Genomic DNA, 16,622 nt, shown 5'->3' on the forward strand with positions numbered 1-16,622 from the left:
GGCAAACAAAGGACGGAGAGGGCGTCCAGGACGGATGCTCGGGGAACGGAAGCCTTCTCCCAAACGTCTCCCCGCCCACGATCGCCTCGCCCATCGCCAACGGGAGAGGTGCCGAAGCAGCGCCCCCTACCGCAGTTTGTCGCGACGCTGCCTCCAGTCGGGCATGAAGCGGTCCATGAGCTGGCGGAACCTTGGGCCGTGGCCTCGTTCCAGCAGGTGGCACAGCTCGTGCACCACCACGTACTCCAGGCATTCCGGCGGGTAGAGCGCCAGGCGCAAGTTGATGCAGATGCGGCCCGTGGAAGGTTGGCAGCTGCCCCAGCGACTGGTCATGTTGCGATACGCCAGCTGGCCCGCCTTCACCCCCATGATGGGCTCCCATGCCGCCACCAACGCCGGCACGCAGGCCTGCACCACCGCGCGCCACTGTGCCACCTCGGCTTTCGACGCCTGCGATGCCTGCGCCATGGGCGTGGCGGACACGCGCTCCATCTGGGCTTGAATCCAATCATGCTTGCGATGCACGAAATCGGCCACGTCGGCCGGCGACATCCAGGCGGGCGCGGATGCGTCCACATGGCCGCCGTCGCGGGCGATGCGCAGGTTGAGGTTCTTCACCTTTTTGCGCTGCAAGCGCACCTCGATGCCGTCAACGTGAAGCATCTCGGGCGCCGCCGCGCGCGCAGGCTTGCGACGCACGATTTGCACACCGGCCTTCCCTGCCCCGACCGTCGTGCGCCCGGCACTCGACGAACGTTGCCGCGGCGCAACCTTCCCCGGCTCGCCGCTCCCGCGACCGGAAGCGGCCGAACGTCGCTGCGACGCGGTGCCCACCCCGCGCGAACCGCCCGCCGCCTGGCGCTTGAGCTCGCCCGGGTCCACGCGGCGCGCGCGCACCGGACCGGATCGGTTTTCGCTGGCCACGCCCTAGGCCTCCAACGCGATCTCGTACGCGGCGTTGCGCGGCAGACCGAACTCGGCCGCCAGCGTTTTCGCGATGTCCTTGTTGCGCGCGCCCTCGGCCTTGAGCTGGGCGGCACGGACGCGAGCGGAATCCTCGGCGCTTTCCTGAGCAGCCTGCCCCTCCGCCTCGCTGGGCCCGTCGATCACGACGACGATTTCGCCCTTGATGCCGCCGGCCGCCTCGCGGGCGGCGAACTCGTCGCGCAACGCAGGCAGCGTGTCGCGCACCACTTCCTCATGCAGCTTCGTGAGCTCGCGGCACACGGCCGCCTCGCGCAGCGGGAACGCCTCGGCCAACGCCGCCAGCGCCCCGGCGATGCGGTTCGGGCTTTCGTAATAGATAAGCGCCGCATCCAACGTGCGCACCGCGTCGAGCGCCGCCTTCTGCTCCCCGGCCTTGCGCGGGAAGAAACCGCCGAAATAGAAGCGCGGATTCGTACAGCCGCTGGCCACGTACGCTGTGGCGGTGGCGGTAGGCCCGGGCAGCACCTCCACCGGCGCGCCTGCCTCCCGGCATGCGCGCACCAGGCGCAGGCCCGGGTCGGACACGCCCGGCATGCCGGCGTCGCTGCAGTACGCGATGACCTCGCCCGCCTCCACGCGCGCCACGATGCCGTCGGCGCGAGAGCCGATGAGCGCCTCGTCAAGACGCTCCAGGCGCTTGCCGATGCCGAACGCCGCCAACAGCTTGCCGGTGACGCGCGTGTCCTCCGCGCACACCACATCGGCGCTGGTCAGCGCATCAAGCGCGCGCTGCGGCATGTCGCCCAGGTTGCCGATGGGCGTCGGGCAGATGATCAGCTTGCCAGCCATGTAGTTCCTTCCTATCGTCTCACGCAACGAAGATGCGAGGGCGAGGCCCTCCACCGCCCTTGCTGACGACCTTACGCCCTCGTTTCCTGCACGTCGAGCGCACCGGCTTCCTCGATCGCCGGCGTGGCCGCCGCCGTGCGAGCCGCGCGGGCCTCGGCCTCCTTGTCGGCCAGGTTGCTCTTCGCCACCGCGATCATGAGCTTGATGCGGTTGAGCTGGTTGACCTCGGACGCGCCGGGGTCGTAGTCGACGGCCACGATGTTGCTCTCCGGGTAGCGGCGGCGCAGCTCCTTGATGACCGCCTTGCCCACCACGTGGTTCGGCAGGCAGGCGAACGGCTGCGTGCACACCACGTTCGGCGCGCCCGTGCGGATGAGCTCCACCATCTCGGCCGTGAGCAGCCAGCCCTCGCCCATGGAGTTGCACAGGCTCAAAATTTCGCTTGCGTACTCGGCCAGCTCGTAGATGCTCGCCGGTGGGTTGAAGCGCGTGGACTCCTCGAGCGCCTTGGTCACCGGCGCGCGCAGGGCCTTCACCACCTGCAGGGCGATCTTGCTGCCGAACGCGCCCTTGGCCGAACGGCCGAGCGGGTCCTTCTGGAAGATGCCGCCCGCCGTGCCGAACAGGAAGAACTCGATAAGCCCCGGCACCACGGCCTCGCAGCCCTCGCGCTCGATGACATCGACGATCTGGTTGTTCGCCGTGGGGTGGAACTTCACCAGGATCTCACCGACCACGCCGACACGCGGCTTGGTGCCCTCGCCCCGCAAAGGCAGCGTGTCGAAGTCCTCGACGATCTGCTTGACCGTGCGCTTGAACTCGCCGCGCTTCACGCCGCGTTTCAGCTGTCGCTTGCACTCGGCCATCCAGTGGTCGAACAGGGCGTTCGCACTGCCGGGCTCCACCTCGTAGGGGCGCGTGCGGTACAGGCACATCATGAGCAGGTCGCCGTACTGCAGCGCGGAAACCGCCTGGTAGAGCATGGCCGGCGTGATGGAGAAGCCGGGGTTGACCTCGCCCAGGTCCTTGAAGCTGATGGCGATGACCGGGATATGCGACAGGCCCACCGACTTGAGCGCCTTGCGGATAAGCGAGATGTAGTTCGTGGCACGGCAGCCGCCGCCGGTCTGCGTGATGAGCACCGCCAGCTTGTCGGTGTCGTACTTGCCGGACATGACCGCTTCCATGATCTGGCCCGTGACCAGGATGGACGGGTAGCAGATGTCGTTGTTCACATACTTCAGGCCAGCGTCCACCGCTCCGTGGTCCACGGAGGGCAGCAGCTCCACGTTGTAGCCGAAGCGCTCGAAGATGGGCACGAGCAGCTCGAAGTGGTACGGCGCCATCTGCGGGGCCAGGATGGTGTAGCCCGCATCGCGCATCTCCTTGGTGAACTGGGCGCGCGGGAACTCCGTCGAAGCACCGCTGTCGCGCTGCTTGAACTCGGCCTGCACCTCGGGCGCAGCCTTTTCCGTGAAGCTTGCGGGCGGTTTGATGGCTGCCGCCGCGGCCTGCACGGCCTCGGCATCGGCGCCGCCGGCCTGCTTGCCCGCCGCGCGCTCCTCGGCCTCCGCCAGCAGCTGCTCCACGTCCAAGCTGCACGCGCCGCAGCCCGCGGCGTTCTGCACCTGCTCCGCCGCACGGGCCTCGGCCTCCTCGTCGGCCTGGTCCTTCAGGGCCGCAAGCAGGCTGCGCACGCGGATGCGCGCGGCGCCGAGGTTGGACACCTCGTCGATCTTCAGCACGGTGTACACCTTGCCCGCCTGCTCCAAGATCTCCTGCACCTGATCGGTGGTCAGCGCGTCAAGGCCGCAGCCGAAGCTGTTCAGCTGGATGAGGTCGAGGTCCTTGCGCTCCGACGCCACCTTCGCCGCGGCGTACAGGCGCGTGTGGTACATCCACTGGTCCACCAGGCGGATGGGGCGCTCGAGCGTGCCCAAGTGCGCGATGGAGTCCTCGGTGAGCACCGCCAGGCCGAAGCTGGTCAGAAGCTCGGGGATGGCGTGGTTGATCTCGGGGTCGTTGTGGTACGGGCGGCCCGCCAGCACGATGCCGTGCGTGTGGGTCTTCTCCATCCACAGCAGCGTCTCGGCGCCCTTCTCGCGGATGTCGGCCTTGAACGCCTCGTCCTCGGCCCATGCGGCGTCGACCGCGGCGTCGACCTCGGCCTGCGTGGGCGCCGCCACGCCCTTGCCGCACAGCTCGGGATGCGCCTGGATCAGTTCCACGAACAGGCGCTTCTTAAGGTGCTCCTTCTTATCGTAGGGCAGCCACGGGTTCAGGAACTGCATGTCGGAGTCGCGCAGCTCGTCGATGTTGAGACGCAGAGCCTCGGCGTAGCTGGCCACGATGGGGCAGTTGAAGTGGTTGCCAGCGCCCTCGTCCTCCTGGCGCTCCCACTTGCTGCAGGGGAACCAGATGAAGTCGGGGTGCTTGTCCAGCAGGTTCATGATGTGGCCGTGCGAGAGCTTCGCCGGGTAGCACACGCTCTCCGACGGCATGGACTCGATGCCGGCCTCGTAGGTTTTCTTCGTGGACGGGTCCGAGAGCACCACGCGCCAGCCCAGCTTCGTGAAGAAGGTGAACCAGAACGGGTAGTTCTCGTACATGTTCAGCGCGCGCGGGATGCCCACGGTGCCGCGCGGCGCGTCCTGCTCCGCCAGCGGCGTGTAGTGGTCGAACAGGCGCTTCGACTTGTACTCGAACAGGTTAGGAACCTTGTCGGCCTTCGTCGCCTGGCCGAGCGCGCCGGCCCCCTTCTCGCAACGGTTGCCTGTGATGAAGCGGCGGTGCTTGCCCGTGGCCTCGTCGATGCCGAAGTCGTTGACGGTGAGCAGGCAGTGGTTCGAGCACGCCTTGCAGCGCACGGTCCTGCGCGTGGGGGCAAGGGCCTCGAGCGCGTCAAGGGACAGCAGGCCGCTGACCTGCGAATCCTGGCGGCTGAAGCGGTCGCGGGCCAGAAGCGCCGCGCCGAACGCGCCCATGTTGCCGGCGATGTCGGGACGCACGGCGTTCACACCCGAGAGCTGCTCGAAGGCGCGCAGCACGGCATCGTTGAGGAACGTGCCGCCCTGCACGATAACCTTGCTGCCCACGTCGTGCGGGTCGCGGATCTTGATGACCTTGAACAGGGCGTTCTTGATGACCGAGATGGCCAGGCCCGCGGCGATGTCGCCGACGGTGGCGCCTTCCTTCTGCGCCTGCTTCACGCGGCTGTTCATGAACACGGTGCAGCGGCTGCCCAGGTCGACGGGGTTTTCCGCGCCGATGGCGGTCTTCGCGAACTCGGACACGTCCAGGTTCAGGCCGCTGGCGAAGCTCTCGATAAAGCTGCCGCAGCCCGAGGAGCACGCCTCGTTGAGCATGATGTGGTCGATGACGCCGTCTTTCACGCGCAGGCATTTCATGTCCTGGCCGCCGATGTCCAGGATGAACTCCACGCCCGGCAGCATCTCCTGCGCGCCGCGCAGGTGCGCGACCGTCTCGATCTCGCCCGAGTCCACGCGCAAAGCCTCGAGCAGCAGGTGCTCGCCGTAGCCCGTGACCGTGGAGTGGCCGATGGTCACCAGCGGGTTGCCGGCGGCGTCGCGCGGCAGCTCGCGGTAGAGCTTGGCGATGGCGGCCTTCGCGCAACCGAGCACGTCGCCCTTGTTCGACACGTAATGGGTCCACAGCAGCTCGCCGTCCTGACCGATGAGCGCGGCCTTGAACGTGGTGGAACCGGCGTCGATGCCCAAGAAGGCGGTGCCGCGGTAGCTGGCAAGGTCGCCGCGGGGCACACGCTCGCCGGCGTGGCGGGCGTTGAACTCGTCCAGTTCCGCCTGGTCGACGAACAGCGGGAGCAGGCGCACAACCTCGCTGCCCTGGATGTCGCCGAGGCTCTTCAGGCGCTCGAGCACGTCGGAGAGCAGCTCGGCCTTCACCGTTTCGCTGGCCGCACCGGCGATGGCGCAGCCGCCGGCCACGAACAGGTGGGCGTTTTGCGGGACGATGCGGTGCTCCTCGTCCAGGTTCAACGTTTCATAGAAGCGTTTGCGCAGCTCAGGCAGGTACTGCAGCGGGCCGCCCAGGAAGGCCACGTAGCCGCGGATGGGGCGGCCGCACGCCAGGCCGGAGATGGTCTGCGTGACCACGGACTGGAAGATGGACGCGGCGACATCCTCGCGGCGCGCGCCTTCGTTGAGCAGCGGCTGCACGTCGGTTTTCGCGAACACGCCGCAGCGGCTGGCGATGGGATAGATGGTGGTGGCGTGCTGCGCCAGTTCGTTCAGGCCGCCGGCGTCGGTGTTCAAAAGCGCCGCCATCTGGTCGATGAACGCGCCGGTGCCGCCGGCGCACGTGCCGTTCATGCGCTGCTCGATGCCGTTGTCGAAGTAGATGATCTTCGCGTCCTCGCCGCCCAGTTCGATGGCCACGTCCGTTTTCGGGATGAAGGTTTCGACGGCGGTTTTGCTGGCGATGACCTCCTGCACGAACTCGATGCCCAGCCATTGGGCCAAAAGCAAGCCGCCCGATCCGGTGATGGCGATGGTCATGCGCTTGTCGCCGAAATCGCGCGCGGCCTCGGACAGCACCTCGACGATGGTGGCGCGCACGTCCGCGTGGTGACGACGGTACACCGCGTAGCGGATCTGGTCCGCGTCGTCCAAGATGGCCAGCTTGACCGTGGTGGAGCCCACGTCGATGCCGATATGCAGGTTCTCGTTCTGGTTGTTCTCGCTCATGTTCCGCCTTATTCCTTACAGTCGAATGGGGTCGCCGGGTTTGATGAAGAACAGGCGCATGGCCACAAGGGCCATCTCCTGCGAGCTTTCCTTCATGCCCGTCTCGATCCAGTGGGTGATGACCCCTAGATACGCGCTGGCGTAGAACGCCACGTAATATTGCACGAACGGCGAGGGGTCGCTGCGGTAGCGCTCGTGCAGGATGGTTTGGATAATCTCGGTGCACACGGCATCGCGCACGCGCGGGCCGAAGCTCGGGTCGCCTTTCGGGCCCATGATCGCGTGCAGGAAGTCACCCTGTTCGCGCAGGTAGTCGAACAGCTTCACCAGAAACGGCATGGGCTTCTTGTTCACGCGATAGCGCAGCACGTCCTTTAGGCTGAGCTGCTGCATGCACGACTGGAGGTTTTCCAGGTCGTCCATAATGTCGTCCTCAAGGGCGGCGAGCAGGCCCTCCATGTCGCCGAAGTTGTTGTACAGCGTGCCGCGGTTGAGGTCCGCGCAAGCGCACAGGTCGCTGGCGCTGAAGTTGGTCAGGCCGCGTTCCTCGATCAACTCAACGAGCGCATCGCGCAGCGCACGCTTCGACCGCGTGATGCGCCGATCCTCGGCGGCAAGCGGCGTATCCGCAGACGCTATCGCCGAGTTCGAAGCGGAGCTTCGTTGCGTGGACATATGCCCCCTTCCTTGCGTATACAGGCTGCGAACACGCGATGACCGGACGATAACGGCCTCGCGACGCAGCTTGCTGCGTTTTGCGTTTTGAACAACCCGGGCAATAATGGACAAGTTGTTCAATAGCGTTATTTTACCGACCAGACAAGTGGGAATCAACGAACGCAACGCGCCTGCAAACGAGTCCCGCAACCTCTACATATATAGGTAGCCGTGGGTCTTGCACGGCGCCCGAAATGCAAGGCGACGCCCGAATGCCCTTCCACCACGGTACGTTTCGCAGAGCAACGTCGGCAGCACGGCATGGCCTCGAAGCAACGTCCAGCGCAATGCGCTTTGCAAAATAGCATCAATGCGACGCGATTTCCCGAGCGGCAGCATCGGCGGAGCAACGTGGCTTCCGACACTCTGCCGACACCGCGATGCCGTTGGACGTCGCCTTGCCGCCGTTCGTCCCTGTTCTACGTCATAGCCGACCGGGTTATCGATTTTGCAGATATCGTCCACCCGCCTTTTCGTATGAGCAAAGCTATTGCCCAAAAATCCCCGCTCGGTATACTAGGCGTCACGCAAAACAAGGCGCCTGGCCGCCCCGATCGCAAACTCACGGGGCCGTCCAAGCGCAAAACGATGGGAGGGAGACCCTACATGAAGAAGTCAGCACTGAAGAAGCTCGCGGCGTTCGCCGCCGCAGGCGTCCTGGCCGCCGGCGTCCTGGCCGGTTGCGCAGGCTCCGGTTCCAACTCCGGCTCCGACGACAAGACCATCACCGTCGCCGCCAGCCCCACCCCGCACGCCGAGATCCTCACCAACGCCGTGGCTGATCAGCTCAAGGAGCAGGGCTACACGCTCGAAGTGAAGGAGTTCACCGACTACATCCAGCCCAACACGGTCACCGAGGAGGGCGAGGTCGACGCCAACTACTTCCAGCATCAGCCCTACCTGGATTCCTTCAATGAGGAGAAGGGCACGCACCTAGTCTCCGTCGAGGCCATCCACTTCGAGCCCTTCGGCCTGTACGCCGGCAAGACTGCTTCCCTTGATGCCCTGACCGACGGCGCAACCGTCGCCGTGCCCAACGACACCACCAACGAGGCTCGTGCTCTGCTCCTGCTGCAGCAGGAAGGCCTGATCAAGCTGGCCGACGGCGCAGGCATCACCGCAACCGCCAAGGATATCGTGGAGAATCCCAAGAACCTGCAGATCAAGGAGCTTGAGGCCGCCAACATCCCGAACGCCCTGAAGGACGTCGACATCGCCTGCATCAACGGCAACTACGCCCAGGCTGCCGGCCTGTCCGTCGAGAAGGACGCCCTGGCCGTCGAGGCCACCGACTCCCTGGCCGCCGAGACCTATGCCAACGTGCTGGTCGTCAAGGACGGCAACCAGGATTCCGAGAAGATTCAGGCCCTGGCCAAGGCCCTGAAGTCCGACGCCGTGCGCGACTTCATCAACAAGACCTACGAGGGCGCCGTCGTCCCGGTCTTCTAAGCCACAGCAACGAACTAATCGCGAAAGCGGGCCCACGGGCCCGCTTTTTCGTTGTCTATAGGCCCCTTCGCCCAACCGATACCGCCGCAATTTGCTATCCTGTTGCAAAAGAATCGCCCGTTAAAAGGACCGCATCATGCAAATCACCCCGGAAGAAATCGCCGAAACGCTTGCCATGGTCAGCAAGCAGCACCTGGACATCCGCACCATCACATTGGGCCTGAACCTGCGCTCCTGCACGGATTCGGACATCAACACCATGGCGCGCAAGGTGTACGACAAGATGACGAAGGCCGCAGAGCAGCTGGTGCCCACCGCCGAGCAGCTCGAGCGCGAGTTCGGCATCCCGATCGTGAACAAGCGCATCTCCGTCACGCCCATCGCCGAGATCTGCGCCGCCGTGCCCGACACCGACCTGTCGCGCATCGCCGTGGCCATGGACAAGGCCGGCGCCGAGGTGGGCGTCGACTTCGTGGGCGGCTTCTCCGCGCTCGTGCACAAGGGCGCGTCGGCGGCCGACAACAAGCTGATGGACTCTATCCCCAACGCGCTTGCCGCCACCGAGCGCGTATGCTCGAGCGTCAACGTCGGCTCCACGCGCGCCGGCATCAACATGGACGCCGCGCTCAAAATGGCCGGCATCGTCAAGCAGTGCGCCGAGCTGACCGCCGACCGCGACTGCATCGCCGCCGGTAAGCTGGTGGTGTTCTGCAACGCCGTGGAGGACAACCCCTTCATGGCCGGCGCCTTCCACGGCTCGGGCGAGGCCGACGCCGTGGTCAACGTGGGCGTTTCCGGCCCGGGCGTCGTGCGCCAGGTGCTGGCGAACATGCCCAAGGACGCCGATATGACCGAGGTCGCCGAGGCCATCAAGGCCACCGCGTTCAAGATCACCCGCGCCGGTGAGCTGATGGCCCGCGAGGCCAGCCGCCGCATGGGCGTGGCCAAGGGCATCCTGGACCTGTCGCTGGCCCCCACCCCGGCCGAGGGCGACTCCGTGGCCGAGATCCTGGAAGCAATCGGCGTGGGTCAGTGCGGCGGCCCGGGCACCACGGCCGCGCTCGCCATGCTCAACGACGCCGTGAAGAAGGGCGGCGTCATGGCCAGCTCCAGCGTCGGCGGCCTGTCCGGCGCGTTCATCCCCGTGTCCGAGGACGCCGGCATGATCCGCGCCGCCGAGTCCGGTGCGCTGTGCCTGGAGAAGCTCGAGGCCATGACCTGCGTCTGCAGCGTCGGCCTGGACATGATCGCCATCCCCGGCGACACGCCGGTCGAGGCCATCTTCGGCATCATCGCCGACGAGTGCGCCATCGGCATGATCAACAACAAGACCACCGCCGTGCGCGTCATCCCCGCAATCGGCAAGAAGGTCGGCGACAAGCTGGACTTCGGCGGCCTGCTCGGCTACGCGCCGATCATGCCCGTGAACACCCACGCCGGCACCGTGTTCGCCCACCGCGGCGGCCGCATGCCCGCCCCCATCAACTCGCTGAAGAACTAGCGGAAGCGGCAAGCACCACCCGAACGCAAGCGGGGATTCCGAACACTCGGGATCCCCGCTTTTTTGCCGCCGCTACACAGCGTTCGGCAGTCTCACAAAATCAGAGCGGCAATCTCAAACCCGCCCCACCATGCTTGTCCAGTCGAAACCCTCCTGAGCCAACTAAGGCTATCGATCGCGCATCGCTTCCGTGCCTTATTCCCAACAGCGATAATCGATCCATGCTGGCAATCTGACGAGCTAGACCCCCTAGCGGCAATTCGCCATTTTGGATATTCGCAATTCAGTACATGCCTGCCGCCTCGACACGAGCCGCAGAAGTTCTTTCGCACATCCCAACCACACGCAAGGCGAAAACGCTCAATGCACCTGCAACGTAAAAACGACTCCCGCGGCCTTTGGGGTCGCGGGAGCCGTTCGTTCGCGCTTGTGCGCTTGAGCTTAGTCCCTGGTCAGCTTGCGGTGCAGGCGGTGGGGCTTTGCGGCCTCCTCGCCCAGGCGCTCGATGCGGTTCTTCTGGTAGCTCTCGAAGTTGCCCTCGAACCAGTGCCAGTTGCCCGGGTTCTCATCGGTGCCCTCCCACGCCAGGATGTGCGTGGCAACGCGGTCGAGGAACATACGGTCGTGGCTGGTCACCACGGCGCAGCCCGGGAAGCGCAGCAGCGCCTCCTCAAGGCTGGACAGCGTTTCCACGTCCAGGTCGTTGGTGGGCTCGTCGAGAAGCAGCAGGTTGCCGCCCTGCTTGAGCGTCAGCGCCAGGTTCAGGCGGTTGCGCTCGCCGCCGGAGAGCACGCCCGCAGGCTTCTGCTGGTCGGAGCCCTTGAAGCCGAAGCTGGCCACGTATGCGCGGCTAGGCACCTCGGTTTCGCAGACCATCATGTAGTCCAGGCCGCCGGAGACGACTTCCCACACGTTCTTGTCGCCATCGATGCCCGCACGGCCCTGGTCGACGTAGGAAACCTTCACCGTCTCGCCGAGCTTCAGGCTGCCGGAGGTGGGCTGTTCGATGCCCATAATCATCTTGAACAGGGTGGACTTGCCCACGCCGTTGGGGCCGATCACGCCGACGATGCCGTTGCGCGGCAGCTCGAAGGACAGGTCGTCCATGAGCACGCGGTCGCCGAACTGCTTGTGCAGGTGCTCGACCTTGAGGACCTCGGCGCCCAGACGCGGGCCGGCCGGGATCTGGATCTCGGTGAAGTCCAGCTTCTTGGACTGCGCAGCCTCGGCGGCCATCTGGTCGTAGCGCTCCAGACGGGCGCGGCTCTTCGCCTGGCGCGCCTTCGGGGAGCTACGGACCCACTCGAGCTCGCTGGCCAGGCGCTTCTGCAGCTTCTCATCACGCTGCTTCTGGCCCGCCATACGCGCAGCCTTGGTCTCCAGGTACGTGGAGTAGTTGCCCTTGTACGGGTACAGGCTGCCGCGGTCGACCTCGCAGATCCACTCGGCCACGTTGTCCAGGAAGTAGCGGTCGTGCGTGACGGCCAGCACGGCGCCGGGGTACTTGTGCAGAAACTTCTCCAGCCACAGCACGGACTCGGCGTCCAGATGGTTGGTGGGCTCGTCGAGAAGCAGCAGATCGGGGGCCTCGAGCAGCAGACGGCACAGCGCCACGCGACGACGCTCGCCGCCGGAGAGCACGTTCACCGGCATGTCGGGGTCGGGGCACTGCAGCGCGTCCATGGCCTGGGACAGCTGGCTATCCAGGTCCCAGCCGTTGGCCGCGTCGATGGCGTCCTGCAGCTTGCCCATTTCCTCCATAAGCGCGTCGAAGTCGGCGTCGGGCTCGCCCATGAGCGTGCCGATCTCGTTGAAGCGGGCGATGTTGGCCTTCACGTCGGCGAACGCCATCTCGATGTTCTCAAGGACGGTCTTGTCCTCGTCCAGCGGCGGCTCCTGCTGCAGGATGCCCACCGAATAACCGGGGGTCAGGCGCGCGTCACCGTTGCTGACCTCCTCGATTCCGGCCATGATCTTGAGCAGCGTGGACTTGCCCATGCCGTTCGGGCCCACCACGCCGATTTTCGCGCCGGGATAGAACGACAGGGTGACATCATCGAGGATGACCTTGTCGCCGTGCGCCTTGCGCGCCTTGTACATTTGGTAGATGAACTCTGCCATGCGTGTTGCCTTTCTTGTCGAGCAGCTTGCGTATGGCAAAGCCAAGCCGCTCCATGCTATACTTCGGGTGCACACCAAGCCCGGGTAACTTACAGGTGGCGGGCGGGGTCGTGTTTACGGTTTAGTTAAGCCCGGTGGCCGCCGGGCTTTTCTTTTCCTTCGACCTCATCCGTCAAACGCTTATAGTCCCGCCATCGCTGAGGCAGAAGCTCGGCGATGCATGCCGATGCGGCAAGGGCTTGCAAGATTTCATACACTTGGTTCATAGGCGAAGCCTCCTTTGAATCGAAGACCCCGCCCGCGTTTCGGACTTGGTGCGTCCGCCTATTCTATCAAGCCTTGGCATACCTGGCCATAGAGCCGCTTCACTCACGGGAATAACGTGAAGCGCGAAAAACTCATATCCGATTTGCAGTCAAAAAAGGCTTTGTGTAACTTGAGTTACAAGCTCATATATCGCAAACGAGCATGTATTTGTCACGAATACATGTCTGAATCGCATTCCCAAGTACTTTGAATAATGAAACGGTCGCAATGAGCCTCTGCCCCAACCATGGGAAGCTACATTACTCAAAATTTTGACCGTAATAGCGAAACCATTTGTTTCAAACGGGCGCCCCCTACCCTTTCGGTTTCTGAAGCTTTGCCGCCGCGGCGGCGGCCCAAGTGCGCGGAACGAAGCGGCTGCCGAACACGATGACCTTCGCCAGCAAGCCCGGGCAGCACAGCAGGCGGTTGCAGCCCAGCGCTCGGATAGCCGCACAGGCAACGCGCGGGGCGCTGATGGTCATGCGGGCAAGCACTGTGCCGCCTGCGTCGGCGTTGTCCCAAAACGGCGTGCGAACAGGCCCGGGGCACAGAGCGGTCACATGCACGCCGTGCGGGCGCAGCTCCATATGCAGCGCACTTGAGAACGACTGGACGAACGCCTTCGAAGCGTAGTACGTGGACATGTACGGCCCGGGAACGAACCCCGCCACGCTGGCCACATTGAGGATGCCGCCGTGCCCGCGCGCCGCCATGCCGGGTGCGAACGCATGGCAAAGCTCCATGAGCGCCATGTCGTTGGTTCGCACAAGCGCGCGTTGGCGTTCCAAGCTGCTTTCCGCGAAGGGCGCATCGTAGCCGAAACCGGCGTTGTTCACGAGCGTCTCCACCTGCAGGTTCGCCGCCTGCACCTGCGACGCCAGCGCATCGACGGCGCCCGGCTGCGCGAAGTCGGCGACGAAGGTGCGCACGCCCACGCCGAAGCGCTCCGCAAGGTTCTTCGCCAGCTCGTCGAGCTTGTCCTGGCTGCGCCCGACCAGGGCGAGCACGCCGTGGTCGCGGGCGAGCTCGGCGCACAGTTCGCGCCCGATGCCGCCCGTCGCGCCCGTGACCAGCGCGCAAAGCGCAAGAGGCTCCCCTGCGGGAACCGCCCCGTCGACGCCTGCCCCGCCATGGAGGCCTTCCATGTTCTCCGGCAACACCATCTGCGCCAACTCCTTCGCCACCTGCCGCCGCGCGGCCGTTCTCCATCATGTAGCAAAGCATAGCAGGTGCAGCGACTGGTTTTAGGGCTTCCGTGCGTTTGCGCGCTTTTGACGCGAAGCCGTTCACTTACCGTGGAAAAACCGCAGCGCACCGTTTCCCGATGCACGCGCCTTCGCAACCATGTGTTGTTGGCGCTTTGGGCGAACGTCGCGCACAACCGCCGCCATGGAACGTACTATGGTGAGAAACACGAACGCCGCCCTTCGCGCGGCCGGCACAACGCAGGCGTTTCACCACAGGAGCACACATGAACTTGCAAAACATCCACGCCATCTATCCCGAGGGCGCAGCGGCGCAGCAGCAGGCCGCCGCCATGGCGCAGGCCGCGCAGGCGCAGCAGATCGCCGGCATGGCCCAAGCCGGTGCCGCAGCGCAGGCCGGCATGCCCGTTTCGCATCGCCCCATGCGCCAGGCGGGCCGCCAGCTTCGCAGCACCACGCAGCTGCATGCGGTGGTCGAGGCCTGTCAGACGGTGCGTATCGCATGCGTGGACGAGGAAGGCCCGTTCATCGTGCCCATGAGTTTCGGCTATGACTGGGCCGACCCCGAGGAGATCGACGCCGACGCACCGCGCTTGGCGCTGTGGGTGCACTCGGCCGGCGTCGGCCGAAAGGCGGACGCGTTCAACCGGGAGCCGCGCGTGGCGATCGAGATGGATGTGCAGGACGGCCTGATCACAGGCACGTACGCCTGCGCATATTCGTACGCGTACCGTTCCATCATGGGCACGGGCACCATCCATCGCATCCAGGGGATCGAAGCGAAGCGCTACGGCCTCACACGCATCATGCAGCACCTGGCGCCCGAAGCCTCGACCGACTTCACCGACCAGGCGCTCGCCCGCGCAAACATCTACTGCATCGACGTCGACCGCTTCACCGGCAAGCAACGAGCATAGAAAGCGATTTCGCAGGAATGAGAACGGGGCCGCTGGCATATCTGCCGGCGGCCCCGTTTCTACGGGAATTTCCCTTTACGCGCGATGGCTTTTGCGCCCAACCTTTTGGCTCCGAGTCTCCCCGCTTGCCAAAAGACCCCTTGCACGCAAGCCCTTCTGCGTATGCAAACTCCCCACTATTGCGCCCGACACCAGGTCAGAAGGCCTTTGCAGCCGGCCAACACGTCGCGGTAGGTGTCGTCGAAGTTGCCGGTGAACCAGGGATCGGCCACGTCAGCGGCATTCGCGCCGGCTTGCGCGATCGCGCGCGGGTCCTGTGCATCGGGAAGGGCTTTCCCGTCCTCGCCGACCAGCCCCGCACCCGCAGCGAAAGCGAGCAGGCGCACGCACTTCGTTTCCGGATCGCTTCCGAAGACGCGGCTCAAGTGACGCTCGTTCTCGTCATCCATGTACACGAACAGGTCCCACTCGTCGTACTCGTCGGCGCGGACCTTGCGGGCGCGATGCGGCAGCACCGGCACGCCCACCTGCTTGAGCTTGTCGACCGTGCCATGATGCGGCGGATGCCCGATCTCGTCATTGGTGGTGGCGGCGGAATCGACAAGCAGGACGTCGGCCAGCCCCGCCTTGTTCACCAGGTCCTGCATCACGAACTGGGCCATGGTCGACCTGCAGATGTTGCCATGGCAGATGAAGAGGATGCGTGAGGTGGCTTGACGACGTGACATGCGACTCCGATTCGATTGTGATTAGCAGTAGCTGAATATGCTATTGCACGAATTAAGGAAGCGCAATAATGCATCCGATATTCGGCTAACTTCGCCACAGCATGGGCACCGAACGGGGAAGCGGGGGCAAACCGCCCGCCTCCCCGCAACTTGATCCCCAACGCCTGGCTCAGCCCCGGCAGACCCCTACAGCCCCAGGTCGCCAGCAACCTCGGCGGCGCACTTGAGGGCGTCAGCCATGGCGTTGACCACCAGGCTGCTGCCCGTGCGGGCATCGCCGGCAACGTACACGGCGGCGTCGTCCTTGCCCGCGGCGGCACGCATAGCACGATGCGAATCGCCGGCCGTCATCACCGGAAGCGGACGGCCCTGCGTCGCCAGCGGCACGCCGAACGCGTCGAATACGCCGCCCTCCGGGCCCGCGAAACCGCAGGCCACCAGTACCAGCTGCGCATCGACCTCGCGCTCGGAGCCTGCCACGGGCTCGGGCTTGCCGGCCGACCAATCGAACGAGCGAACCTGCAACCCGCGCACACGCCCGGCGCCGTCCAGCAGCACCTTCTGCGTATCGGCGCACCAGTCGCGCAGGTCATCGCCCTGCAGCGCGATAGCTTCCTCTTGGCCATAGTCGGTCTTGGCGACGTTGGGCCATTCGGGCCACAGGTTCGACGCCGCGCGCTCCTTCGGCGCACGCGGACCATATTCCAGCTGGCGAACCGTGCGCGCGCCCTGGCGCACCGCGGTGCCCATGCAGTCGTTGCCGGTGTCGCCACCGCCGATGACCACCACGTCCTTGCCCTCGGCGCTGATGGCGGGCTTGCGACCCTCGAGCAACGCGCGCGTCTGCTCGGTCAGGTAATCCACCGCGTACACCACGTCCCCCGTGGCAACGCCAGCATCGAAGCCTTCCGCTCCCACGCCGCGCGCCTTGCAAGCGCCCGCGGCAACCACCACGGCATCGAACTCCGCAGCCAGCCCCGTCGCCACATCGGCATCGGCGGCGTCGACGCCCAGGCGGAACTCGATGCCCAGCTCGGCCATCAGATCCACGCGGCGCTTGACCACCGACTTGTCCAGCTTCATGTTCGGGATGCCGTACATGAGCAGGCCGCCGGCGCGGTCATGGCGCTCGACCACGCACACGCGCGCCCCGCGGCGCGCCAGGTCCCACGCGG

General features: G+C 65.5%; 12 protein-coding genes. 3 read left to right on the forward strand and 9 right to left on the reverse strand.

Going from position 1 to position 16,622, the window contains the following annotated elements; all coding sequences use genetic code 11:
* Nucleotides 1–126 precede the first annotated feature (126 nt).
* The 4 genes from DW178_RS04585 to DW178_RS04600 all read right to left on the reverse strand — a co-directional run bounded on the left by DW178_RS04585 (nucleotide 127) and on the right by DW178_RS04600 (nucleotide 7,175).
* Entirely contained in the window at nucleotides 127–924 is a 798-nt protein-coding gene (locus DW178_RS04585) for a M48 family metallopeptidase (RefSeq protein WP_286168516.1), read from the reverse strand.
* 3 nt (nucleotides 925–927) lie between these two features.
* A complete protein-coding gene (rsmI, locus tag DW178_RS04590; RefSeq protein ID WP_118349895.1) occupies nucleotides 928–1,776 on the reverse strand; it encodes a 16S rRNA (cytidine(1402)-2'-O)-methyltransferase in 849 nt (282 codons plus the stop codon).
* Between the two features lie 71 nt (nucleotides 1,777–1,847).
* Nucleotides 1,848–6,500 carry a 2-hydroxyacyl-CoA dehydratase gene (locus tag DW178_RS04595; protein WP_118349896.1) on the reverse strand — a complete coding sequence of 1,551 codons (4,653 nt, stop codon included), beginning with the start codon at nucleotides 6,498–6,500 and terminating at the stop codon, nucleotides 1,848–1,850.
* A gap of 15 nt (nucleotides 6,501–6,515) precedes the next feature.
* Nucleotides 6,516–7,175, reverse strand: coding sequence for a TetR/AcrR family transcriptional regulator (locus DW178_RS04600; RefSeq protein ID WP_118349897.1), 660 nt, complete (start codon nucleotides 7,173–7,175; stop codon nucleotides 6,516–6,518).
* Between the two features lie 648 nt (nucleotides 7,176–7,823).
* On the opposite strand from DW178_RS04600, the gene DW178_RS04605 reads away from it, so the two are divergent.
* On the forward strand, nucleotides 7,824–8,666 hold the full coding sequence (locus tag DW178_RS04605) for a MetQ/NlpA family ABC transporter substrate-binding protein (protein ID WP_118349898.1): 843 nt from the start codon (nucleotides 7,824–7,826) through the stop codon (nucleotides 8,664–8,666).
* Nucleotides 8,667–8,802: 136 nt separating this feature from the next.
* A complete protein-coding gene (locus DW178_RS04610) occupies nucleotides 8,803–10,167 on the forward strand; it encodes a PFL family protein (protein ID WP_118349899.1) in 1,365 nt (454 codons plus the stop codon).
* 441 nt (nucleotides 10,168–10,608) lie between these two features.
* Here DW178_RS04610 and ettA read toward each other — a convergent pair whose 3' ends face one another.
* From ettA to DW178_RS04620, 3 genes are all read right to left on the reverse strand, one after another.
* The gene (ettA, locus tag DW178_RS04615) at nucleotides 10,609–12,288 is read right to left on the reverse strand and encodes an energy-dependent translational throttle protein EttA (RefSeq protein WP_042432703.1); all 1,680 of its coding nucleotides are present in this window, start codon (nucleotides 12,286–12,288) and stop codon (nucleotides 10,609–10,611) included.
* Between the two features lie 125 nt (nucleotides 12,289–12,413).
* Nucleotides 12,414–12,554 carry a hypothetical protein gene (locus tag DW178_RS11255; RefSeq protein ID WP_158574058.1) on the reverse strand — a complete coding sequence of 47 codons (141 nt, stop codon included), beginning with the start codon at nucleotides 12,552–12,554 and terminating at the stop codon, nucleotides 12,414–12,416.
* Nucleotides 12,555–12,908: 354 nt separating this feature from the next.
* The gene (locus DW178_RS04620; protein WP_118349900.1) at nucleotides 12,909–13,760 is read right to left on the reverse strand and encodes an SDR family NAD(P)-dependent oxidoreductase; all 852 of its coding nucleotides are present in this window, start codon (nucleotides 13,758–13,760) and stop codon (nucleotides 12,909–12,911) included.
* A gap of 308 nt (nucleotides 13,761–14,068) precedes the next feature.
* Here DW178_RS04620 and DW178_RS04625 point away from each other — a divergent pair, with 308 nt between their 5' ends.
* Complete coding sequence (locus DW178_RS04625) at nucleotides 14,069–14,719, forward strand: pyridoxamine 5'-phosphate oxidase family protein (protein WP_199669244.1); 651 nt, start codon at nucleotides 14,069–14,071, stop codon at nucleotides 14,717–14,719.
* Nucleotides 14,720–14,895: 176 nt separating this feature from the next.
* On the opposite strand, the gene DW178_RS04630 is transcribed toward DW178_RS04625, so the two are convergent.
* Together DW178_RS04630 and DW178_RS04635 are read right to left on the reverse strand one after the other, a co-directional pair.
* Entirely contained in the window at nucleotides 14,896–15,447 is a 552-nt protein-coding gene (locus DW178_RS04630) for a low molecular weight protein-tyrosine-phosphatase (RefSeq protein ID WP_118349901.1), read from the reverse strand.
* A gap of 186 nt (nucleotides 15,448–15,633) precedes the next feature.
* Nucleotides 15,634–16,622: FAD-dependent oxidoreductase (locus tag DW178_RS04635; protein ID WP_118349902.1), on the reverse strand; the 989-nt coding region annotated here is incomplete at its 5' end.

Source organism: Eggerthella sp. AM16-19, assembly GCF_003474385.1.
Classification (GTDB): Bacteria; Actinomycetota; Coriobacteriia; order Coriobacteriales; family Eggerthellaceae; genus Senegalimassilia.